19 protein-coding genes and 1 pseudogene are annotated in these 20,815 nt (G+C 69.8%); 7 read left to right on the plus strand and 13 right to left on the minus strand.

All coding sequences use genetic code 11. The features are described from left to right. The first annotated feature begins 181 nt into the window (after nt 1-181). From DP939_RS09385 to DP939_RS09400, 6 genes are all read left to right on the plus strand, one after another. Nucleotides 182-589: a hypothetical protein gene (locus tag DP939_RS09385; protein ID WP_199565061.1), complete on the plus strand. Its 408-nt coding sequence runs from the start codon at nt 182-184 to the stop codon at nt 587-589. Nucleotides 590-1,453: 864 nt separating this feature from the next. Continuing rightward, nucleotides 1,454-1,696, plus strand: coding sequence for a hypothetical protein (locus tag DP939_RS45375; RefSeq protein WP_147267935.1), 243 nt, complete (start codon nt 1,454-1,456; stop codon nt 1,694-1,696). A 166-nt stretch (nt 1,697-1,862) separates the two neighbouring features. Then, entirely contained in the window at nt 1,863-2,435 is a 573-nt protein-coding gene (locus DP939_RS09390) for a suppressor of fused domain protein (RefSeq protein ID WP_113980240.1), read from the plus strand. A 69-nt stretch (nt 2,436-2,504) separates the two neighbouring features. After that, nucleotides 2,505-2,774 (plus strand): hypothetical protein, encoded by a 270-nt coding sequence (locus DP939_RS45380; RefSeq protein ID WP_147267936.1) that lies wholly within the window; start codon nt 2,505-2,507, stop codon nt 2,772-2,774. A 6-nt stretch (nt 2,775-2,780) separates the two neighbouring features. Beyond that, entirely contained in the window at nt 2,781-3,539 is a 759-nt protein-coding gene (locus DP939_RS09395; protein WP_113980241.1) for a hypothetical protein, read from the plus strand. After that, on the plus strand, nt 3,520-4,002 hold the full coding sequence (locus DP939_RS09400) for a hypothetical protein (RefSeq protein WP_147267937.1): 483 nt from the start codon (nt 3,520-3,522) through the stop codon (nt 4,000-4,002). The genes DP939_RS09395 and DP939_RS09400 overlap by 20 nt, the downstream gene beginning before the upstream one ends. 18 nt (nt 4,003-4,020) lie before the next feature. On the opposite strand, the gene DP939_RS09405 is transcribed toward DP939_RS09400, so the two are convergent. From DP939_RS09405 to DP939_RS46895, 6 genes are all read right to left on the minus strand, one after another. Beyond that, on the minus strand, nt 4,021-4,356 hold the full coding sequence (locus DP939_RS09405; protein ID WP_113980243.1) for a helix-turn-helix domain-containing protein: 336 nt from the start codon (nt 4,354-4,356) through the stop codon (nt 4,021-4,023). A gap of 205 nt (nt 4,357-4,561) precedes the next feature. Next, nucleotides 4,562-5,125: an EF-hand domain-containing protein gene (locus DP939_RS09410; protein ID WP_113980244.1), complete on the minus strand. Its 564-nt coding sequence runs from the start codon at nt 5,123-5,125 to the stop codon at nt 4,562-4,564. A gap of 142 nt (nt 5,126-5,267) precedes the next feature. Further along, a complete protein-coding gene (locus tag DP939_RS09415; RefSeq protein ID WP_113980245.1) occupies nt 5,268-5,486 on the minus strand; it encodes a DUF397 domain-containing protein in 219 nt (72 codons plus the stop codon). A 27-nt stretch (nt 5,487-5,513) separates the two neighbouring features. Continuing rightward, the gene (locus tag DP939_RS09420; protein ID WP_225878126.1) at nt 5,514-5,732 is read right to left on the minus strand and encodes a DUF397 domain-containing protein; all 219 of its coding nucleotides are present in this window, start codon (nt 5,730-5,732) and stop codon (nt 5,514-5,516) included. Further along, on the minus strand, nt 5,723-6,544 hold the full coding sequence (locus DP939_RS09425) for a helix-turn-helix domain-containing protein (RefSeq protein ID WP_113980246.1): 822 nt from the start codon (nt 6,542-6,544) through the stop codon (nt 5,723-5,725). The genes DP939_RS09420 and DP939_RS09425 overlap by 10 nt, the downstream gene beginning before the upstream one ends. A gap of 120 nt (nt 6,545-6,664) precedes the next feature. Beyond that, nucleotides 6,665-6,877, minus strand: coding sequence for a hypothetical protein (locus DP939_RS46895; protein ID WP_199565110.1), 213 nt, complete (start codon nt 6,875-6,877; stop codon nt 6,665-6,667). Here DP939_RS46895 and DP939_RS49285 point away from each other — a divergent pair. Continuing rightward, nucleotides 6,869-7,033: pseudogene (locus DP939_RS49285) on the plus strand (hypothetical protein); the annotation flags it as partial. The gene DP939_RS46895 and the pseudogene DP939_RS49285 overlap by 9 nt on opposite strands. 132 nt (nt 7,034-7,165) lie before the next feature. On the opposite strand, the gene DP939_RS09435 reads toward DP939_RS49285, so the two are convergent. The 7 genes from DP939_RS09435 to DP939_RS09465 form a co-directional block, all read right to left on the minus strand. Continuing rightward, the gene (locus DP939_RS09435) at nt 7,166-8,398 is read right to left on the minus strand and encodes a TIGR02679 family protein (RefSeq protein WP_113980248.1); all 1,233 of its coding nucleotides are present in this window, start codon (nt 8,396-8,398) and stop codon (nt 7,166-7,168) included. Between the two features lie 247 nt (nt 8,399-8,645). Next, complete coding sequence (locus DP939_RS09440) at nt 8,646-12,731, minus strand: TIGR02680 family protein (protein ID WP_113980249.1); 4,086 nt, start codon at nt 12,729-12,731, stop codon at nt 8,646-8,648. Then, nucleotides 12,731-13,882, minus strand: a complete 1,152-nt coding sequence (locus DP939_RS09445; protein WP_113980250.1) for a TIGR02678 family protein — start codon at nt 13,880-13,882, stop codon at nt 12,731-12,733. The genes DP939_RS09440 and DP939_RS09445 overlap by 1 nt, the downstream gene beginning before the upstream one ends. Then, complete coding sequence (locus DP939_RS09450; protein ID WP_113980251.1) at nt 13,879-15,411, minus strand: TIGR02677 family protein; 1,533 nt, start codon at nt 15,409-15,411, stop codon at nt 13,879-13,881. Before DP939_RS09450 ends, DP939_RS09445 begins: the two co-directional genes overlap by 4 nt. Nucleotides 15,412-15,495: 84 nt before the next feature. Continuing rightward, nucleotides 15,496-16,332, minus strand: coding sequence for an NAD-dependent epimerase/dehydratase family protein (locus DP939_RS09455; protein WP_199565062.1), 837 nt, complete (start codon nt 16,330-16,332; stop codon nt 15,496-15,498). 5 nt (nt 16,333-16,337) lie between these two features. Continuing rightward, nucleotides 16,338-18,557, minus strand: coding sequence for an FAD-dependent oxidoreductase (locus tag DP939_RS09460; RefSeq protein ID WP_113980252.1), 2,220 nt, complete (start codon nt 18,555-18,557; stop codon nt 16,338-16,340). Next, nucleotides 18,554-20,794: a hypothetical protein gene (locus tag DP939_RS09465; RefSeq protein ID WP_113980253.1), complete on the minus strand. Its 2,241-nt coding sequence runs from the start codon at nt 20,792-20,794 to the stop codon at nt 18,554-18,556. The genes DP939_RS09460 and DP939_RS09465 overlap by 4 nt, the downstream gene beginning before the upstream one ends. Nucleotides 20,795-20,815 lie beyond the last annotated feature (21 nt).

Here is a 20,815-nt window from a genome sequence, read left to right on the forward strand (position 1 = left end):
ACGCACGAAACCTAATGTGCCTTGCCACGTGCCCGGCGGGTGCCCGTGAAGCCATCCGAAGCAACGGCGACATTATTCGACTGGATTCCTAGGGGAGGTTGGGCATGCGGCGTGGGAATGTCATCACGACCTACTTCAGGCCAGACAACCCTCTCGAATACTTCACAGGCGAGCTGGATCGATGATCCAACCTGGCGGCTCTTTTCGTGAAGAGTTTTCGAGGCTCGTCAAGGCGATGGGCCGGTGGCGTGACACCGAGCCTGATGCGCTTCTGGCCCTTTGGGCGGCGTTCGTTGAGCAATGTGAGCAGGGCTATTCGGGTGAAGCCGAAGACTACTTCAATGATCTGACCGCAAGGGCTGATCTGGAGAAGGCCATGACCGATGCGAGACTGCAGAAGTTCCCTGAGCTGGCCCAGCTCCGTGCGGTCGTGGCGACGCTGGACGAAAGGTTTCGCGCCCTTCTTCTCCCAGACGCGTTCCCGCGTACGCAGCACTGGTGGGCGCGCGGTGTGGTGAGATCCGCAAAAAGGCGCCTAGTGGAGGAACTACGCCGCGATTTTCATATCGAGGGGATGGAAGTAAGGTAGGCCGCTCTGATCATATCTGTGCGTGGAAGGCGCAGCCCGGAACAGCGTCGTGATCGATGTATGCTGTCGATCATGACGCTGCGTCCGCCGAATAACTCGTCCGCTCAGGTCATACGGGTGGCACCGAGGTGACGGAGGTCTCCGAGGGAGAGTCCAGTCGGCTGTGGGCTCGCCCCGCGACGCCACCTCCTGGGCCGCTGGCCGTGTTCCATGTGGAAGTCGGGCGATGGGAAGATGTGCCGGTCTTCGCCCGGCGTGTACGCGAGCTCATCGCCGCCGGGGTGGAAGTCTCCGGGTACGGCAACTTCGAGTCGGAGCGACTTTCAGAGGGTGACGTTCCGACATGGGCCAGAGGTGACGACCACGCAGAGGCACATAGGGACGCTCGTCGTCGGTATTTCCTGCACCGTGGAGAAGAGGAGTGGACCACCCAAGATCTTCTGTTCTCATTCGAGCCGAGGCAGAGATGTGGGGTGTGACCCTGCTTCATGGGAACCTGGATTCTCTATCTCAGTGGTGCTCATGCCGTTGTCGGCCCCCTGCTAGCGTCGCCGGGTTCTTGGCATCGGCAACGGTCAGTCGGAATCGGGGGCGTAGCCGCGGGAACAGATTGACTCGGTTCGGCCCCCTTCGACGCGCGTCCACAGATTTATCCAGAACCATGCCGCTATTGCCAGTCGGAATGGTAAGCCTGCGAAGCCCGGCTCGATGCAAGACTTGAAAACTCTGATTCAGCTTCCTGATCGCGAAGAAGGGAGTAGAGGGCCGTCCCTCGTGAAACCATGCTCGCACTGTTGAGTGGGTGGGCGACCGCGTCGATTACTCGGCTGGCGGCCCGGGGCCGTGTCGCGGCTCGTGCTACGGATGAAGCTCGAAAGGGAGCGGTTCATGTCACGTGCTGACGACTACGAAGCGGTCATGCCGCAGGTTCAAGCTTACCTGGAAAGGTACGGTAGAGCTTTCGAAGCCGTCAGGGTGCCCTTTCGGGGATGGCCCAGAGAAGTGGTCCGCGAGGTTCTTGTGGAGGCGTTCAAGACCGAAGGAATCGAGGTGTGGAGAGAAGTCATTGAAGACGCCGCTCGCCTGATATCTGAAGGGGAAGGGTAAAGCGGTCCATATTCCGGTACTTCTTGCCGGGATCAATGGCTGTACCATATGCGCGGCAGGCATCATATCGGCGCGCCCCAGCTGAGGCGATGTGAGGCGGAGCGGCGCCACATGTGCGGTGTGCCAGCATGCCGCAGGGCGTGGAAATGGCAGGAGTGCGGCGGGAATGATCGAAGAAGGTGGGCGGCTGGCCGCTCTTGAGCATCATATTCGAGGCTTCTGGGATGGGCACATCGTGGAGCCTGCCACGTGGGAGCGCGGGCCGATCTTGGAGCGGGTGCCGCGCTTCGCCACCTATCGCGTGCGTCCTCTGCGGGTGGGTGCAGCGTGGGTTTACGTTACCGTGGGGTGCTCGCTTGTCGGTGCCTCCAGAGAAGGGATGGAGTTCTTCATTATGTGCCCCTTCGCTGACGAGGTACATTCAGAGACCCTGGCGATGGTAGGCCACCTTCACTCCTTCGAGGCCCATCGACTCGATGTCGGGACGGTCATCGCCATCGGCCGCCCCTGGATGGGTGAATCACGCATGGATCACCTGCTCGTCAGCCTGCCCTATCCATACGGGCCGGATCTCGAATGGGCCTCCCGCGAGGCTGGGTGGGCGCGGTTCTTGTGGGTTCTCCCGATCCATCGGAGTGAGGCGGAGTTCATCAAGCGCAGGACGCTGGATGATTTCGAATCTCTGATGGACGACGCGGGCGCGAACGTTATAGACGTCGATCGAGACCCGCTGGTCTGAGATCACGCTCTGGTGTAACCGCCTTGCGGTGTGAGCCGGACTTGGTGCAGAGCGCCTGAGAGGGGATCTATGGATGAGGGGGAGCTTGAGCGGCTGGCCCGCCTGGCGGTCGAATATCGGAGATCCGGATGCGACATCGCCGAGATCATTGAGCTGTTCATCGATAATCATCCGAGCCTGCAGTCGAAGCCCCTCAGTCTGGCCCGAGTTCTTCGATCGGCCTTCGGCCTTTCGGTCCATGACCTGCACTACGTCACTGCATGGCTGCAAGGTGATATCTCGCTGGAAGCTTTGGCGGGGCATCTGCAAGTGGGCGGCTCTGGACCGTGGGGTCGCTGAGGTGTTATGAGCATCCGACTGTTCAGGGCTCAGGAAATGGCGGTGGCAATGGGTCCTGCGGCGTACCCTGAGCCTGGTGTGCTTCTCGCTCGGCTCGCGCGTTTGGTGGGTGAGTCGGTTCCTGCGGAGGGGGCTTCCGGTGACGCGTTTCTGCAGCGGCTGGCGGGGCGGCTTGGGTTGCAGACCTATGATCTGTTCCTCGTTGCGGACGCGCCTATCCCTGATCACGCGCTGCTCTTCGATGAGAGTGCGCGCCTCCATATCGTTCGGCTGATTGAGCGTGCGCTTCGGCTGTCCGCCTCTGGCAGGGGGCGGCTTCGGGAGCATGTTCGTTCCTTGCCCAGGCACACGGATGCTCTTGCGCCCAGGAAGGAACGGTCCTGGGAGTCCTATCCTCCTGGGTACGGTTCTCTTCTCATGCGTATGCTCGAACTGCGTAACATGAATTGGACCTTGGCGGTGAAGGCCAGGTACCTCACCTACGGTGGCATGGTCCTGTCGGCTTCGACCATTGGTGCGGTGGCCCGTTGTGTCCGGCCGCTCGACATCGACACGATCAACGGGTTCGCCGCGATACTCGGTGTTCCGGCGTCCGTTATCGCCTGCCTCATGGGCATGCCTGACACGGTGGCGACCTACCGGCCGCCAGAGGAGATTGTGGAGACGGCTCGGCTGCTCTGGGACGTACGGCAGTTGACCGAGCGGCAGATGGGACAGGTTTCCGCACTCGCACAGGAGCTGTGTCATGAAGGTGACGGGGGTTAGGGTGCGAAGAATCCCGCGTACATCGGCCGCAGGCTATTCGGTCGGTGAGCGACTGAGGATCTGGTGCGACCCCTGCGATGCCCGGATTCGATCGGCCGATGCGGATCGGGTGTACGTGGAGTGGCCATGGCGGCAGGTCGATCCCGCCTCGCCCGCCTGGGAAGGGACGATGGGGTTTCGGCGGGATGGTGAGCACTGGGAGTGGTCGAGCACTCCGTGGCGGATCGAGCCGGATCCTGAGGGGTTGGGTGGCGGAGATCTGTGCATGGTGGGGATTCCTGCCACCGAGGTGAAGGTGGTGGCCATCGAGGAGTACGACCCGCCGGGTGAGTTCGGCTGGGTGCCCAAGCCGACTTTGGGGATCGGTGTCTGCCCGGTCGCCGATCTCGATGATGAGGAGGCCGGGTATGTCCTCTATCTGCCCTGTGGCGACCCGATCGAGATCGAGCACCTTGGGATATGAGCAGGGCGGTTGTCCGAGTCATGCGGCGTCGGTGTCGGTGCCGCCCAGAATGTACTGGTCATCGCCGAACACCGCGGAGACCTGGAGCCGCCCGCCGAGGGCCTGCACATAGCGGGCGATGGCCTCCACGGTGGAGACGTCACCGTGTTCGATCTGGGAGATCCGGCCCTTGGTCACTCCCATCAGGTCGGCGACCTCCGTTTGCGACAACCCCAGGCTCCTGCGCCGTTCGGCCAGCCGGCGGCCGTCGATGTAGGTCTGATTGCGCCGCCGGGCCTCGGCCACGGCCTCCTCGCCGCCGGAGGCCGCCACGATGTCGGCGCGGACGTCGCTCCACTTGGGAAAGTTCGTCATTGGTCCCTTCTTCGGCAGGGGATGGCTCGCCGGTACCAGCCCGACCAGTCTCCGAACTTATCCCCGCCGATCAGCAAGACAGCCGACTACCGGGCAATGTTCGGGCATGTGGCAAGGGAAAGGCGCCATGCTCCACAAGCGCCCTGTGGAGGCGGCTTTGGGCCATGCCCAGAGGGCTTCTAGGTGAGGTGCCCCTGGAGGACGTTCAGCCCTGGGGGCTGCTTGGCGTGGGTGGGCCGAGGAGCCAGTTGCCGGGGGCGTTGGTGTCGGTGCTGAGGTAGAACTCCTCGATGGCGGTGCGGAATTCGTCGTGGGTGATGGTGCCGCTGCCATTGCGGTCGAGGCGGACGAAGGCGGCGCCGGAGGTGGACGGGTCGATGCCGAGGGCCTCGTACATGCGGACGTATTCGTCGGCGGTGAGGGCGCCGGTGTTGTCGGTGTCGAGGGCGCGCATGAGGGCGTCGATGATGGGCATCACGATGTGCCCGAAGTTGGCGGGGATGGAGATGTGGGAGCGCATGGCGGCGATGAACTCCGGCAGGCCCACCTCTTGGCGGGCGTCCGGGGCACCCGCTTCGACGAGGGCGTCCCACCAGCGGGTGAAGGCGTTGCGGAGGGCGTTCTTGTTGTCCTCGTCGCCCTCGGGGGCGACCGCGGCGAACACCTCGCCTATCTGGTCGAAATCACCGCGGGTGAGCCGGCCGTCGTGGCCCTGGTCGAACCAGTTGAACAGGATGGTGAACTTCTGCTCGGTGCTGTCGTAGGCCACGGGGTCTCCTTGCCGCTGAGAGGCCGTTGAGGCAATGGGTTATTGCTTCCTCAATCAGCAGGTACGCCGTTCCGATGGTAACTCTTCATATGGAGATTGCAACTGTGTGTGACGGCCCCGGATGCCGGCCGGGGCCGTGTGGTCAGTCGAAGATGCCGTTCTTGGCGCCGGTGATGAACTTGTTCCAGACGGTGCGGCGGATGATCCAGGGGTGGGTGTTGGGTTGTTCGGTGTCGCGGAGGGCGACGCGGCCGTCGGAGAGGTGTTTTGCCTCCAGGCAGTCACCGCCGAGGTGGCTGGATGCGGTGATCCATCCGGTCGGCTCGGTGATCTCTTGTGCGATTTTCTCGGTCTGTTCCACGCCGCCTACCTCCTTCGGATGTCGGGGTCAGTCGAAGATGCCGTTCTTGGCGCCGGTGATGAACTTGTCCCAGGCGGCGCGGCGGATGATCCAGGGGTGGGTGTTGGGTTGTTCGGTGTCGCGGAGGGCGACGCGGCCGTCGGAGAGGTGTTTTGCCTCCAGGCACTCGCCGCCGAGGTGGCTGGATGCGGTGATCCATCCGGCCGGGTCTGCGATCTCTCGTGTGATTTCGTCGCTCAGGTCCACGCTGCCACCCTCTCCTTGATGCGCTGCATTGACAGATACCCAGGGAGCGCCGCACTGCGAACGTATTCGATCCGCGCCGCCAGCAGCTTGATCTGCATGGGATTGTCGATGACGCGCCCGTACAGAGCTGATTCGATGTACGCGGCGATCGGTGCTCCGTTCTCCTGCGCCAAGACGACCGGGCCTGCCAGCAGTACCGTGCACATGGCCTCGTACGGCAAGAGCTGGAGGGTGAACCAGCTGTTCTCGGCCATGGTGATCAGGTGCTCCAGCTGGCGGAGGGTTATGGAACCATCCCCAATTGGACGATACAGGATGGATTCGTCGATGACAGCAAGGTATTGAGGGGGCGCGGGCCGGGAGAAGATGGTTTGTCGTTCGAGGCGGGCTCGGACGGCTTCTTCCACTTCTGGTGGCGTGGCCTGCGGGTTTCCAGCGAAGATGGCGCGCGCATACTCCTCGGTCTGCACCAGTCCTGGCACGATCAAGGGTGCGACGCTGATGATCTGATCCGCCACCCGCTCGATCGGTGGCCATTGCCGGTACCACTCCGGCGTTCCGTTGTAGCTGATCGCGGGCCAGTGGGCGAGCAGTTCGCCGTCGAGGCCGAGGGCCTTTTCGCACAGCTCGATCAACTGCCGGGTCGGATTCTCATCACCCCTCTCCACATTGCCGATGCGGCTTTTGCTGTACCCCGTCATATCCGCGAGCTGGACTTGGGTAAGCTGCGCCTCGACTCGATACTTACGTAATGCCGCGCCGAAGCGGGCCGCCGGGCCGACGGTGGGGTCGAGCTTTTTGGGTGCTGGCATCGGTGCCTCCCGTTCCAGCTCTCCTGGCTGCGTGCCAGCAGAACTCTGGGATTCGCTCTGCGTTGTTCGCGCAACCAAGGTAGCCCGGCCCCGGCAGTGTTCGGGGTGGTTATCGGATACCTAGCGAGCACGTAGGTGGTGAAGATGGCAGCGCACAAAATGCGATTGGTCGGCGAGATGCGCTTTCCCGGGCGTACCGACATCATAAGCGATGTCCGTATTTATACCGCTCGATGGCTCACTATCGAACATCCCGAATCCGCCGAAGACGACGATCTCATCTACAACCTCCGCCTCCTCACCACCGAAATCGCCGCGAATGCCATCAAGCACACCATTTCCGGCCGATGGAAGAGGGGAGCTTTCAAGATCCGGATGTGGCTCGGTGCCCGCAGCGTCCGGGTGGAGGTGTTCGACCAGGGCTCGTGGTCCAGGCCGCGGCTGCGTGATGACCCCACCGAGACCGGTGGGCGCGGACTGCGCATCGTGGCGGCGACCGCCATGCGGTGGGGGGTGGCCAGGAGGGGGTTCGGGCGGGTGGTGTGGTTCGAGCTTCCGGTCGGCCCGGTCGGCCCGCAGGCCGCCATCGTGACGATCCCCCGGCAGCGGGCCCGGCCAGGGTCAGCCGGCCAGGTCGGCGATCAACTCGGCGAGGACCAGTTCCTCCTCCACCCGGACGCCGCGCGCGGCCATCGCCGCGGACAGGTCCGGATCCCATGGCGTCGGGGAGGGGCGGCCGGTCAGCCGGGCCGGTGACGAAACCGCCTGGTAGGCGGCGGTGTCGAAACGCCAGGGGCGGAAGCCGAGCCGTTCGTGGAGCGCGGCGGCGATGGCGACCCCGCCCCAGTCGAAGTCGCCGTGGTAGGCGAACGTCGCACCCCCTGCCGCCAGGAGGTCGAGCAGCCGCCAGGCGGCGGCCGACGGACGGCCGCCGCCGCACACCAGGGGCGGGCAGGACGCGCCGAGTTCGTCGGCCGCCGCCGCGACGACCACGGGATTCTCACAGACCCGTACCAGGTCCGCCGCGAACGGCGTCTCGTGGCGGCGGAGCTGGCGCAAGGTGAGCACGCACGGCTCGCCCGCCGCCCGCGCGGCGTGCAGCATGCGTCCGGTCGGCGTGCGCTCGTCGCCGGGCAGCCCGAGGCACAGCACGAGGGAGGAAAGGTCGTCGAGATGCACCCCGACGGCGGCCCAGGCCGCGCGGCGGGCGTCGGCGCCGCCTTCGCCCGCGTACGGCTGGCCGCCGAGCGCCCGCGCCGCCGACAGAGCCAGGGTGGCGAGCGGCCTTCCCTCGTCCAGGGCGTGCGCGTCGCCACAGGTCTCGGCGGCCAGTCGGCCCAGCGGCAGCCCGGGGGAGGGCAGCCGGGCGAGTATCGCAGCCAGCGCGCCGAGCAACGGGCGGGCCTCCGTCGCTGTTCCCGCGAGCCTTCTGACCAGCCCAGTGGACTCCAGCCACGCCCGCCAGCCGGTGAGTTCGGGCCGCCCGGCGACCAGCGCGTCGAGCCGGGCGAAGGCGTCGTTCCAGGCCGCGGTGAGTGCGGCGGTCTCGCCCGCCAGGTCACGGACCGGGCCGCCCAGCCGTACGACGGCCTCGGGCAGGCCGCCCTCGGCGACGCCACCCGCGCGCAGGACCTGGTCCACGTCCTCCAGCGACACCGACAGCGAGGCCCCCGCGCCCGCCCGGCGGCCGAGCAGGGCCTCGATCGCGCGGCGCTGGGCCGGGGTGGCGGCGGGGAGCGTGACCGTGCCGGTCAGGGGCCTGCCCTGTTCCATCCGGCGGCGGGCCCGGCCGAGTAGCCAGGCGGTGTCGTCCCCGCCGAGGAGCCGTCGCAGTCTTTCGTCCGGGCCGTTCATGCGTGTGGGGTCTTGGTGGGGGAGGGTGTCATCGGGTTGGTCCGTTGGGGTCGGTGGTGGGCGTGGTCGGGGGGCTGGGCGGTGTTGTCTCCGCCGGGGAGCCGCCGGAGGCTTTGGTCGGGGTTGTTCATGGGGGTGGGGTTTTGGTGGGGGAGGGTGTCATCGGGTTGGTCCGTGACGGGTGTGGTGGGGTGGCCGGGTGGCGTCCTGGCCTCCGGGAGGTCGCTGGGGGCGGGCATTGGGGTGCTCATCCGAACAGGTCGTCCTGCTGCGCGGCGGGCCGGGGGGAGGGCGGCGCCGGGAGGGTGATGGCGGGAGGTTCGGCGCGTCGGCGTTCGTGGCCGTCCCAGCGCCATGGGGTGACGAGGACGGCGTCGATGCCGTCGCGCCGGGAGAGCTGGCAGATGGCCAGGCCCGGCACCTGCGGGTAGCAGCCCCATTCGCGCTCACTGGTCATCACCACGTCCATGTCGAACGTGGCCAGCAGCCCCAGGCACTTAGCCCGCGAGTCGTCGTCCACGCCCGCGAAAGCCTCGTCCAGGGCGACGAGCCGGGGCGCGTGCGGGTTGCCCGCCGACTTGTAGTGCGCCGAGGCCGCGGCGAACAGAGGCACCGACGCCGCCAGCACCCGTTCACCGCCGGAGGCCGGGCCGGTCGCGGCCCGCCACTGCCCGTCCTGGAGCCGCTGGATGGCGAACTCATGCCAGGCGCGGTAGTCCAAAGCCCTGGTCAGCGCCTCGATCCAGCCCGCCGCCGGATTGTCGGCGTGCTCGCGGGCGATCCGCTCCTGAAGGAACGCCCCGACCGCGCCGCGGTCGGCGACCGACCAGGCGTCCACGGTCTGCCGCAGCTTGTCGCGTACCCGGTCCAGCCCTTCGGGCGCGTTCTTGGCCGTCCGCCACAGCAGCCGCAGCCGCATGCCGGTGGAGGTCGGGCGGGACTCCAGCTCGGCGTTCATCTCCCGCACCTCGGCCTCGGCCGCGGTGATCAGCTCGTGCAGCGTGCCGGCGACCTCGTTGAGCAGGTGGTTCTCCAGGATCTCGCGCTCCTTGGCCGACAGCAGCCGGGCCCGCTGCGCCGTCTCCTGCTCCAGCGCCGCGGCGAGTTCGGGGACGTCCCTGGTCCGGCCGTGGAACAGTACGTCCACCACCATGACCCCATCGCGCAGGGTCAGCCCGACGCTGTGCCCGTGCCTCGCCATGGCGTCCGACAGGAGCTTGTGCTCCTCGGCGACCTTCTTCTGTATCCGGTCCCAGGGCGCGTCACCGTCGTCCACGGCCTCCAGTTCGGTGTTGACCGTTCTGGCCAGGAGCACGGCGGGCGTGGCCGCCCATTCGCCGCCCGGGTCGGGGATCTCCAGCTCGGGCAGCGCGACGCGCAGCAGGCCGGTCGCCGCGAACGCCTGGAACTCCAGCACGGCCGCATCACGCGTCTCAGCGGCCTGGGTGATCTGGCCCCGCAGGGTGCCGCGTTCGCCCTCGGCCTTGCCCCGCGCCTGCAGGGCGTCCTGTTCATGACGGCGGGACGCGTGCTCGGCGGTCGTGCGTTCGCGCAGCTCACGTTCCACCTCGTTGAGCCGCCGGTACAGTTCGTCCACGGCCGCCCCCGCCGTCTCGGCCAGCGCGCGGTACGTCTCGGCGGCCCCCTCCGCCTCGCCACGGGCGGTCGCGGCCAGCTCGGCGGCGTCCTGGAGCCGGTCCCTGGACCGCGCGAGATCGTCCTCGGCCGCCACGGCCGCCTCCTGGGCGCTCCGCCACGCCTGGCCGGTGTGCCACAGCCCCGCCAGCGCCACCCGGTAGCCGGAGATCGCGGCCTTGACCTCGCCGAGCGCGGACGGGTCCACGGGCAGGCCGACGTCACCGGCGAACTCGGCGGCCCGCTCTTCGGCGGATCGCAGCTCCTCCTGCCGACCCGCGAGCACCTGGGTCGCGGCGGTGTGCCCGGCGTCCAGTTCGCGCCGCCGCTCGTCGGCGGCGGCCCGCTTGATGTGGGCCTCCCGCAGCGGGGCGTCAGGTGGCAGCGCACGGTGCTCGGCGGCGAGCGTCGCCCGCCGAACCTGGAGGGCGTCCAGCTCGGCGCGTACGTCGCCGATCGCCAGCTCGGCCCGGCCCAGCTCTTCGCGAAGCGCCGCCAGCCTGGTACGCCGGGCCGCCTCCCTGGCCCCGTCGCCGATGTGGTGGGCCGCGTCCTTGTGCCAGGCGCCGGCGAGCACGCCGTTGGCCCAGCGCCCGTCCACGGCGACCCACGTCCCACCGCCTTCGCCGAGCCCGATGCCCTCCAGCACGGCCCGCACCGCGGTGTCGGACAGCGCCGCCGCCTGCGGATCGGCGCGGTCCACGGCCGGGTTCAGCACGGCGGCGCAGGACGGCCCCGGCGGCGGCCCGCCCGCCACGATGACCGTGTCGTCGGCCGCGAGCAGGCTCCCCTCGGGCGTCACCCACGCGTCCAGTACGCCCGCCGCCTCCAGCGCCGCCTCCAGTCCGGCCCGATGCGCGGCCGGTACGTCGCCGGCGAAGTCGACCACCTTCCACAGCGGCGCCCCGGGGCGTCCGGCGCGTACGGCCGGGTCGCGGGTGTGCGGGACCGGCGGGAGGTCGTGCCCGCCCGCCTCCAGCCGGGCGATCTCCTCTGATAGGGCGGCGGCGGCCCGCCGGGCGTCGCGCAGCCGGGCGTCCAGTTCCGCGCCCGACCGGCCCAGCGCGTCGGTGGCCGCCCGGGCCGCGTCGTCCACGGCGGTCTCGGCGGGGTTGGGGCCCTCGGCGGAGACCGCCCAGTTCTCCAGGGCGGCGATCGTCTCGTCCGGATCGTCGAGCCGTAGTTCGGTGAGACCGGCGAGGTAGAGGGTGTAGTCCTGGACCAGGGCGGCACTCGCCGCGTCCACCACCCGCTCGGCGATGGCGATGCGCTCCGCGGCGGCGTGCAGTTCCCCGGTCAGCCGATCGACCTCGGCGCGCGCAGACCTCAGCCGGGCCTCGGCCTGCCGTATGTTCTCGATCAGCCGCTCCAGCTCGCCCGCCGCCTGCTCCTGGCGCGCGGCCAGCGCCTCGGCCTCGCGGCGGGCCGCGGCGGGTTCGGTACCGGCCCGCTCGAAGAGGGCGAGGTGATCGCGCTCGCAGCGGGCCGACCGGGCGGCGGCGCGGGCCTGGTCCTTGGCCTCGGCCAGTTCACCGGCCGCGGTGGTGGCCGTGCGCCTGGCCGTCTCGGCGCGCTGTCCGCGCTGCCGGGCCTCGCCTTCGAGGCGGGCCCGCTCCCGTTCGGAGCGGTTCGCGTGGGCGGCCAGCCGGTCGGCCTCGTCGCTCATCCGCTTGAGGTTTTCGGCGTCGCGCATCTCCGGGCTGCTCCGCAACGCCTCCCTGCGAGCTTCGAGGAGGCCGCGCCGGGTCTCCAGTTCCTCCAGCGCGGCGCGGGCCTTGGCCAGCTCGACCTCGGCGGCGGCGTGCCGGTTCTCCGCCTCGCCGAGTTCGCGGCCCAAGTGCTCGTAGCGGCTCTGCGCCTGGCGCGGCCCGGCGGCCTTGCGTTTCGCGGCGATCGAGGCGTACCTGCGGTAGTGCAGGAGGAAGCCGGCCGCGGCCCGGCCCGCCTCCTCCAGGCCGCGCAGCGCGTCGCGTTCCTCGTCCAGGCCGCGGAACGCCTCCGCGACCGTGGTGATCAGCGCGGGGCTGAGCGGCTGGAGTGCTTCGGTGAGCGCCCGGGACAGCAGCCTCTCGTCGGGCTTTTTGGAGAGTTGCGGCTGGCGAAGCTGGATGAGCAGGTTCACCAGCGCCTCATAGCGGTGTTCGCCGAGCCCGAACAGCGCATCGTCCACCGCCCTGCGGTAGTCGGCGGCCTTGTCGTAGACCAGACCCTGCCCTTCGACGGACTCGCGCAGCTTCTCCCTGGTGAGCACCACCCGGCCCGGGGAGAGCAGGTGCAGGTCGGTCCCGACGCGCTGCGGGGTGAGAAAGAACCAGTGCCGGACGATCCCGCGATCCTTGACGGCCTTCAGCCCGCAGCCGATCGTGCGGAACTCCTCCGCGCCGTCCGGGGAGCGGCGGCCGAACTCCAGCCAGGTATAGCCCAGCCGCTCGGGGTGCGGATGCCTGCCGCCGAGCAGCAGGTTCCAGTCCATCCGCTTCTGGCGGTCACCATCGGGCTCGACCCGGTGCGGGGCGAGGTCCCCGTCCAGCAGGAACGGCAGCGTCAGCGCCAGGACCTTGGACTTTCCGGTGCCGTTGTTGCCACGCAGCAGCAGGCGGCCATCGTGGAAGTGGAACTCCTCCACGTCGTAATAGAACAGGTCCACGAGCCCGGCCCGCAACGGCTTCCAGCGCTCTGAGGTAGGGGAGGGCGGCATCACGTTCCTTTGATGACGGGGTCATTGACGGCATAACGGGCGATGGCGGGAAGCCCCACGGCGGACTCCGCCTCGACGCGGACCAGCCGCAGCGCCGTGAGTTTGGCCAGCGCCGTGGCCAGCAGCCCGTCTTCGGCACCCGGGTCGGTCACGCCCTTGCGCCAGAAGGCGGTGTGCTCGCGGGCGGCCCGGCGGACGAACTCCTTCAGCTCCTCGATGGTCGCCTCGCCCCGGGTGGCCAGCCGCTCGGCGACCAGCAGCGTCACATGCCCGTCGGTGCGCTGCTCCGGCATGCGTACGTCGGTCAGCTCGTCGTCCGGGTCCACCATCGCGATGCCCTCCGCACGAATCTCGGCCACCAGCCCGGTGGCCTCCTCCACCCGCCGGACGAGGGCGTGCCGCTGGGAGGCCAGGTAGGCGCGCTCGGCCTCGTCCAGATCGGCGAAGTAGATCACCGGGTCCTCCAGCAACCTGCGCGTCAGCCCGCGGCGAAGCGCCTGGTTGCGCAGGTCGTCGGTGTCGGCGATGGGCTCGGCGGTGAGCTCGGTGAGGCGTTCCTCTAACGATTCGGCGCTGATCGTGGAGGGGCCGCGGGCGCCGGTGAGCAGCGCCGCGAGCACCGGCCTGCGGACGTCGTAGAGCACGTCGCCGGTCGCGCTCAGGTACGCCTCCTCATCGCCCGCGACCCGGCGCAGCACCCCCCAGTCGAGCAGCATGCGGACCACGGCCACGAGGTCGGCGCGTTCGGCCCGGCTGTCGAGGGTGAAGGTGAAGTCGAGCTCCGGCTCGGCGGCGGCCGACAGCACCTCCTCGGCCAGGCGGCCGAGGGTGGTCTGGGCGTCGGCCCGTTCCAGCATCGCCAGCGCCAGGCAGAGCAGGACGTACCGGCGTCTGCCGTACGGCTCGCCCGCCCGGCCGCGTGCGGGGTGGGTCGCATCACGCGTGTCGGAAACGCTCTTGAACAGCCGCGCGGCACCGGAGTCCACCGTCAGCCGCCAGCCGGTCTCGCGGGTGAGCCACTCGCGCAGCGCGGTCAGATGGCGGCGGACCAGGACCAGCGCCTCGGCGTCGCGTTCGGCTGTCAGCAGCGGCCTGGCCAGCAGCGCCCGCAGCGCGGCCCGGCGCTGGGCCAGTTCCTCTTCCGGGGTCATGGGGCCGTCATGAGATCGCTGATCTCTATCTCGTGCTCGGGGCCGGCGAACACACCGTTCTCGGTGTGGATCTCGACCTCGCCGCCGCCGGGGACCATCGTCAGCCGTACCTCCATCGAGCCGTCGCCGGTCACGGTCTTCACCTCCGTCTCGCCGGGCCGCCGGGCGGCGAGAGCGTCGCCCAGCAGTCCGAGGAACAGCCGGAACGCCCGCGGATCGAGCACGCCCAGCTCCGACAGCATGATCGGGCCGCCGGTGTGGAGCGCGGCGCGGGCCGCGGCGGTCTCGGCCGCCTCCCGCTCGGCCTGCTCTCGCAGCAGGCTGCGCGCCTGGGCGCGGTCGGTCACGGTGTTCGGCCTGCCACGGCGCTCGTAGGAGCCCGTCCGCCGAAGCTGGGGTGAGATCCTGATCGGCGGGGCGTCCCGCCAGGGGATCCCGGGCGCGGTCTCGCGCCATTCGTCCAGCGTCGCGGGCGTGACCGTCAGATGCCGTGCGGGTGTCAGGCCGAACGCCGCCCGCCACAGCCGGTGCGCCGCCTCCTCATCCGGTGCCTCGGCGAACCACCGGGCCAGGGCGCGGAAGTCCGCCGACCGGTCGGAGCGGCCGGAGCGTCGTTCGTTGAGCAGCCCGACCGCGTCCACGAGCTGCTTGATCGCCGTGATCGCCGCCTGGCGCAGCAGCCGCGCCTGCGACGGGCGGCCCGCGCCCGAGGTGACGAACCAGTCCTGGAGGCCACGCCAGCGGTTGAGCCAGGAGGCCAGCGCGTCCTGCTCGGCCCTGACGTACGCGGCGGCGGTGTCCTCCCCGTCCGGCACCGCGTCGGCGGCCTCCCGGCGCGCGGCCAGCCGCAGCAGCTCCATGTGCCCGGACGATTCCAGCCCGGACAGCAAGGCCGCGATCCGCGCGCCGGAGTTGGCCAGGTCGGCGATGAAGCGGTCGATGTACTCGATCAGCCGCTCCTTGTAGGCGATGAAACCCGCCTCGTCACCGTCGGAGAAGTCGATCGCGCGGCGCAGTGAGGACATGAACGCTTGCGCGTTGTCGGCCAGCGAGGAGAACCGCTCGGCCAGGGAGAGCAGCAGCAGATGGACCCGGGCCGGGTCGGGCTCGGGCTCCTGGGCCAGCACGGCCAGCGACCGCAGCCGCTCGGCGATGTCGCTCAACGCCACGGACTGGAGTGTCCCGCGCCGCCCGATCGCCTCCTCATAGAACGCGATCGCCTGTTCGGCCGCCTGACCGGCCTGGGTGAGCTGGAACAGGTATCGCTTGCGGTGGAAGTCCTCCACCGAGGTGACCCTGCCGGTGTCGGCGTCTGCCCGCAGATTGCCCCATTCGCACAACTTGCCGAGCGCCTGGCCGAGCGCGTCGTCGTCCTCCCGCCGCAGTTCGGCGGCCACGTCCTCGGGGCGCAGATGCACGATGAAGCGTTCCTTCGCCCGCGCGAAGGCGCGCAGGATCGCGCGGTAGAGGGCCGCGTTGGGCGCGCTCAGGTGAGCGAAGGGCTGATGCTCCTGGGTAGGCGAGGCCATACCGACAGTCTCCCCGCTCGACGGAGTGCCGTGTCCATCGTTCGCTGAAGATCGCCGGTACTGATCGAGATCATGCGCTTCGGGCTAAAGGACGAAGCGGGCGGTGAAGCCCAGCAGTTCGGTGGCCCTGGTGAGGTCGATGGGCACGGTACGGCCGGGGAGTGGGGCGCGGAGTTCGGTGGTCGGGTGGTAACGGCGCATCAGGTCCTCGGTCGGGTGGGGGACCAGGGTGGTGGGGGCCGCGACCAGTACGGGAACCGCGCCGGGGCCTGGGACGTCGAGGGCGAGCAGGCAGGCGCGGGCGGCGTCGCCGGTCTCCAGGTACGCCCACAGCCCCCGCGCGTGCAGGCCCGGGTCCGCCGCGCACGCGGTGGCGAAGTCGCGCAGCCGCTCGTCCATGCCGCCCACGTACGGCAGGCGCAGCGAGACCACGCTCATCCCGTGCCTGCGCGCCATCATCCGCGCCGTCAGGTCGTCGGCCAGCTTCGACAGCGCGTAAGGGTCCTCGGCCTGGGAGGGCAGGTCGTGGTCGATGGGCGCGTAGGCGGGGTGCAGTTCCCGGGCGGCGAAAGGCAGCCCCGAGGCCGCCTGGGAACCGGCCACGCACGCCCGCCGTACCCCCGCCAGCCCCGCCTGTTCCAGCACGGTGAAGGTGGACTGGGTGTTGACCGCGAACACCTTCTCGGCGGGCTCCCACTCGGGGGTCGGGATGGCGGCCAGGTGGACGACGGCGCCGGCCCCGTCCAGCGCGGCGCGTACCGTCGCCGGATCGGTCGCGTCACCCACGATGACCAGGTCGGCGGGCAGGTCGCCGGGGTCGTCCAGGACGAGCGCGGTGGCCGGGACGCCCCGGTCGGCCAGCAGGTCGAGCACGGCCCGCCCGATGCGGCCGGCCGCGCCCGTCACCAGTACCCGCCGCATGTCGCTCACCTTCCGTCCAGGGGAGCGTACGCGCGGACCGCGACCACGTGCGCCGAAGGCGCGCCGTTCGTGGCCTCGGCCACCACGCGCAGCGCGTCCGCCGTGACCGGCGCGGACAGAACGTGCACGTTGCGCCGCCGCCGGTTGCCGCGCGTCTCGGCGACCGGGTGCCAGGCACCGTCCCGCCGTACCTCCACCCGGTAGTCGCGCAGCAGCGTCGGCAGCACCTCGAACGGCGTGCGGTGGTGGTGCAGGTTGATCAGATCCTCGTTGACGTCGTCGTCGGCGATCACCTCGACCCGCCCGATCGTCACCGGCTCCGCCCACGCCAGCTCCAGCGCGGCGGGCACCGTGGCCGAGACCCACATGTGCGGCCCGGCGTACGGCCGCTGGTAGCCGTCCAGCGCCTTGCCCGGCGCGAACGCCTCTGTGTCGCCCGTCTCCAGGCAGAACGTCCGGCGCAGCAGCCCGGCGTCCGTCCACTCGCGCAGCGGCTGGGGGCGCTCGTCCTGCGGGCGCAGCGGCACCCGGGTGAAGCACAGCACTCCGGGCGCGGGCCGGTCGGCGACGTGCAGCCGGACCAGCGGGTTGGCCTTGATGACGAGGAACGCGTTGCGCGGCGTGTCCGGCCGCCAGTCCAGGCCCAGGTCCACCCACTGCTTGTCGCCCGCAGGGAGCGGGATCGCGCGGGTGGTGACGAGTTCGCGCGGTACGTAGTTCTGCCCGAGCACGGGGTCGTGCAGCTCCACCGTCAGGGTGGTGTCGCCACCGGCGTCCAGCAGCAGCCGTACCCCGTCCAGGGCCGGATCGGCGGGCAGTACCAACCCCGCGTCCGCGTCGAGCGGCCACAGGTCCGCCGGTTCGTCCACGACCAGGCGGGCCAGCGTGCCGGACGCCGACGCCGTGGCCGCGCCCGCCAGGTCGGCCGGGTCGTCGAGCCGCAGCCCGACGATGGAGGCGTCCTCGCGCAGCAGGGTCCGTTGCAGGTCGGCGGCCGGCAGGTCGCGCGGCCGGGCACCGTGCTCGGCGCACAGCGCGGCGGCGGTGCCCGCGGCCTGGCCGATCGTGGCGCAGGTGGCCATCACCCTGGTCGAGCCGAAGGCCACGTGCGAGGCGGAGATGTTGCGCCCGGCCATCAGCAGGTTGGGCACGTTGACCGAGTACAGCGAGCGGTAGGGGACGTGGTAGACGCCGTCGGCGTAGCGCTGCCTGGCCCCGGCCTCGGTGGCGTACATGCCCTGCGGCGGGTGCAGGTCGATCGACCAGCCGCCGAACGCCACCCGGTCCTCGAACGGCGTCTGGCCGAGCACGTCGTGCTGGGTGAGCACGTAGTCGCCGAGCAGGCGGCGGTACTCCCGCTTGCCCGGCAGCGCGCCCACCCACTCCAGCGTCATCGTGTCGGCGTCGAACTTCCCGGAGTTCTTGATGTGGTCCCAGATGCCGTAGACGACCGACCACAGTTCGTCCCTGATGCGGTCGTTGTCGTGAACGGTGTCCAGTTCGCCGCCGAACTCGATCCACCAGTACGCGCAGCCGTTGTCACCGGCCTTGATGATGCGCCGTTCGGGGATCGAGGTGGTGGTGATGTCCTTGGCGAAGCCCGGCGGGACGTAGCGGACCGGCTCGCCCGCGTCCTTGGTGTAGAACAGCAGCGTGCTGCCGAGGGTGATGTCGTCGGGCTCGTCCGGGGCCCACGGCTCGCCGTACTCGGCCCGGCCCTCGCGGCCGATGCGGTACCGGGCCCCGGCGAGGTGGCCGATGAGGCCGTCGCCGGTGCAGTCCAGGAACATCGCCGACTCGAACGTGATCAGCCGCTCCGACCCCATCATCCAGCCGGTGACGGACGTGATCCCGTCCTCGCCGGGAAGCCCGGTGTCCACATGGCGGACGTCGGTGTTGAGGTAGAGCGAGATGCCGGGCTCGGCGCGGACCGCGTCCAGGACCGTGGTGTCCCAGAAGTAGGGGTTTCCCAGGGGGTTGCGGTATTGGTTCTCGACGAGTAGTTCGCCCATGATTCCGCCCTCGCGGGCGTGGTGGTTCTTGCCGTGGCCGGTCGCGCCGCACACCCAGACGCGCACCTCGCTGCTGGAGTTGCCGCCCAGCACCGGACGGTTGCCGACCAGCGCCACGGTACGGCCGAGCCGGGCGGCGGCGATGGCCGCGCACACTCCGGCAAGGCCGCCGCCTACAACGGTGATGTCATGACGTACGGTTTCTTGTCTCATTCGCTCAATCCGTAGTAGATGCGCGGCGCACCGTCCAGGACCACCCGTACCCTCCCATTGCGGACGGGCAGGATGCGCTCGCGGCCGATGCAGTCCACCTCGCGGACCGTCGCACCCGTGGCGGGCAGCAGCAGCGGGGTCTTGGTCGGCCAGTGGTCGGCCCACGCCTCCTTGTGCGGATACCACTGGTCGGAGCCGTGGTCGGCGTTCAGCAGGTAGCCGTCCTTACGGCTCCACAGGATCGAGAACCCGTCGAACACCAGGCCCTTCAAGTCCGGGTCGGGGAAGGCCGACCAGCGCAGGAACCGCGCCCCCTCCAGGGTCCGCGTCGCCGTCGCGTACGCCAGCAGCGCCGCCTTGGCGCTGGTGTCGCGGTTCAGCAGCCCGAAGTGGTATTCGGGGTTGGCCGGGTCGGCCTCCTGCGGGTGGTGGATCGTGCTGTCGTGCGGCTGGTACCAGTTCACCCCGTCAACGCCCTCCGAGAGCGCCAGCGCCAGGGTGAGCAGCACGTTCTCCGCCGCCTGCCGGTGATCGTCGTTCCACCACCGGTTCGGGCGGGTGCAGGCGTACGCCTCGGTCAGCCACAGCTCCTTGCCGCCGCCCTGCGCGTCGATGGTCCTGCGGGCCTCCCTCAGCGAGCCGAGGAAGTTCCAGTACGTACCGTTCTCGCCCTGCTCCCACTCCTCCGGCGGCGGCGCGTAGTCGGGGGTGAAGTTGCCGCGCCCTGGGTGGAAGGCGAACGCGTCGATCAGGTCCCAGCCGCCCGCCTCGATGAACTTCGCGGTCCACACCGTGTCCATGCCGCCGAGGCCGCAGTTCATCAGCTTGATGCCGGAGTCCTTGAGCCGGTCGTGGATCGGGCGCAGCCCGTCGCGGATGTACTCCGGCACCCGCTTGCCCTGCATCCACGGGTTGTTCAGCTCGTTGGCGACCTCGAAGTACCGGGCCCCGGAGGCGCGGGCGACGGCCGCGCGGTCGTCGGCCCAGGCCGCGACCTGCTCCGGGGTGCCGTCGAAGACGACGCCGCCGAGCTGCACGTTGTGCGCGATGCCGAGCGCGTCCAGCTCGGCGGGGGAGTGGCCGGGGGCGCCGTCGTAGGCGATGCGCACGGACTTCACGCCGATCTTGCGCATCAGCTCGCCGACCGACGCCTTGTCCGGTTGCAGCATCCAGAAGTAGTTCGCGACGCCGAACCGGCCCTCCGCCTGGTACTCGTAGGGCTTGAGCGTGGCCAGGTTCGTCCTCGCGAACGCCTCGTCCTCGCCGGAGGCGGCCTTGACCTCGGCGAACAGGATGCCCTGCGGGGAGCCCGCGACCGTGAAGGTCTCGTCCCAGACCGCGCCGGGCGCGAGCCTCCTGGACAGCGCGCCGCGCCCGGCCGTCCTGCCGTCGAAGTCGCGTACGGTCCAGGTCAGCCGCACTCTGCGCGCGGTGGGCGAGCCGTTGACGACCTGGGCCCGCAGGCGCATCCGCGCGTTCGGCTCGTGTACGCCGAACGCCTGGTCGCACCAGGCGTCCACGCTCAGCGGGGACCCGGTGGCGATCCCGTTGGCGGCCTGCGGGCGCATCGCGCCGAGCACCAGGTCGGCCTCCGTCACGTTGCCGGTGGTGGCCGGGGCGTGGATCCAGGTGGCGTTCGTGAAGCCGGGGGTGGTCTTGTCCAGGCGGAAGTACGCGCCGGTGCCGGGCCAGGTCTCCTGGTACAGCGCGCCCGCGTTGACCTCGTACGGCACGCCGCCGCGCGTGTCGCGGGTCCACCGGGTGACGGGGACGTAGCGCTCGGGCGCGGACGGGGCGAGCACGGTCCTGGCGAACATGAAGCCGGAGGGCGTCAGGGTGGCGCTGCCGCTCACCTCCCAGCGCAGCCGCGCCCGGCGGGCCGAGACGGTGAACAGGCCGCGTACCTTGACCTGCCGGGCCGACGCCGACATCGTGTAGTCGATCTGGATGGCGGGCCTGCCGTCCACGGTGACCAGCGAGGGCGTGCCGCCGAAGGTGCGCTGCTGGCCGAGCACGGTGTCCTTGATCATGAAGTGGCTGAGCCGGATCCGGTCGGCGTCGTCGCGTACCAGGATCGAGCCGCCCTCCTCGGCGATCAGCGTGATGCCGTCGGCCTGGATGGAGATCGGGGCGGCGGCATCCGCGGTGGTCGCGGCTTCGGCGGCCTTTGCCTGCGAAGCGACGAGGGCGGCGGCGGAGAGTGCCTGGATGGCGGCACGGCGCGAGATTTCAGCCATGGGGGGTGCCTTTCCTGTCTT

Source organism: Spongiactinospora rosea, from assembly GCF_003315795.1.
GTDB classification, from domain to species: Bacteria; Actinomycetota; Actinomycetes; order Streptosporangiales; family Streptosporangiaceae; genus Spongiactinospora; species Spongiactinospora rosea.

Excerpts from the sequence above, each read along its gene's own strand:
- DP939_RS09385 (WP_199565061.1), top strand. The coding sequence starts at position 182 with ATGATCCAACCTGGCGGCTCTTTTCGTGAAGAGTTTTCGAGGCTCGTC.
- DP939_RS45375 (WP_147267935.1), top strand. The coding sequence starts at position 1,454 with ATGAAGCTCGAAAGGGAGCGGTTCATGTCACGTGCTGACGACTACGAA.
- DP939_RS09390 (WP_113980240.1), top strand. The coding sequence starts at position 1,863 with ATGATCGAAGAAGGTGGGCGGCTGGCCGCTCTTGAGCATCATATTCGA.
- DP939_RS45380 (WP_147267936.1), top strand. The coding sequence starts at position 2,505 with ATGGATGAGGGGGAGCTTGAGCGGCTGGCCCGCCTGGCGGTCGAATAT.
- DP939_RS09395 (WP_113980241.1), top strand. The coding sequence starts at position 2,781 with ATGAGCATCCGACTGTTCAGGGCTCAGGAAATGGCGGTGGCAATGGGT.
- DP939_RS09400 (WP_147267937.1), top strand. The coding sequence starts at position 3,520 with ATGAAGGTGACGGGGGTTAGGGTGCGAAGAATCCCGCGTACATCGGCC.
- DP939_RS09405 (WP_113980243.1), bottom strand. The coding sequence starts at position 4,356 with ATGACGAACTTTCCCAAGTGGAGCGACGTCCGCGCCGACATCGTGGCG.
- DP939_RS09425 (WP_113980246.1), bottom strand. The coding sequence starts at position 6,544 with ATGCCAGCACCCAAAAAGCTCGACCCCACCGTCGGCCCGGCGGCCCGC.
- DP939_RS09435 (WP_113980248.1), bottom strand. The coding sequence starts at position 8,398 with ATGAACGGCCCGGACGAAAGACTGCGACGGCTCCTCGGCGGGGACGAC.
- DP939_RS09440 (WP_113980249.1), bottom strand. The coding sequence starts at position 12,731 with ATGCCGCCCTCCCCTACCTCAGAGCGCTGGAAGCCGTTGCGGGCCGGG.
- DP939_RS09445 (WP_113980250.1), bottom strand. The coding sequence starts at position 13,882 with ATGACCCCGGAAGAGGAACTGGCCCAGCGCCGGGCCGCGCTGCGGGCG.
- DP939_RS09450 (WP_113980251.1), bottom strand. The coding sequence starts at position 15,411 with ATGGCCTCGCCTACCCAGGAGCATCAGCCCTTCGCTCACCTGAGCGCG.
- DP939_RS09455 (WP_199565062.1), bottom strand. The coding sequence starts at position 16,332 with ATGCGGCGGGTACTGGTGACGGGCGCGGCCGGCCGCATCGGGCGGGCC.
- DP939_RS09460 (WP_113980252.1), bottom strand. The coding sequence starts at position 18,557 with ATGAGACAAGAAACCGTACGTCATGACATCACCGTTGTAGGCGGCGGC.
- DP939_RS09465 (WP_113980253.1), bottom strand. The coding sequence starts at position 20,794 with ATGGCTGAAATCTCGCGCCGTGCCGCCATCCAGGCACTCTCCGCCGCC.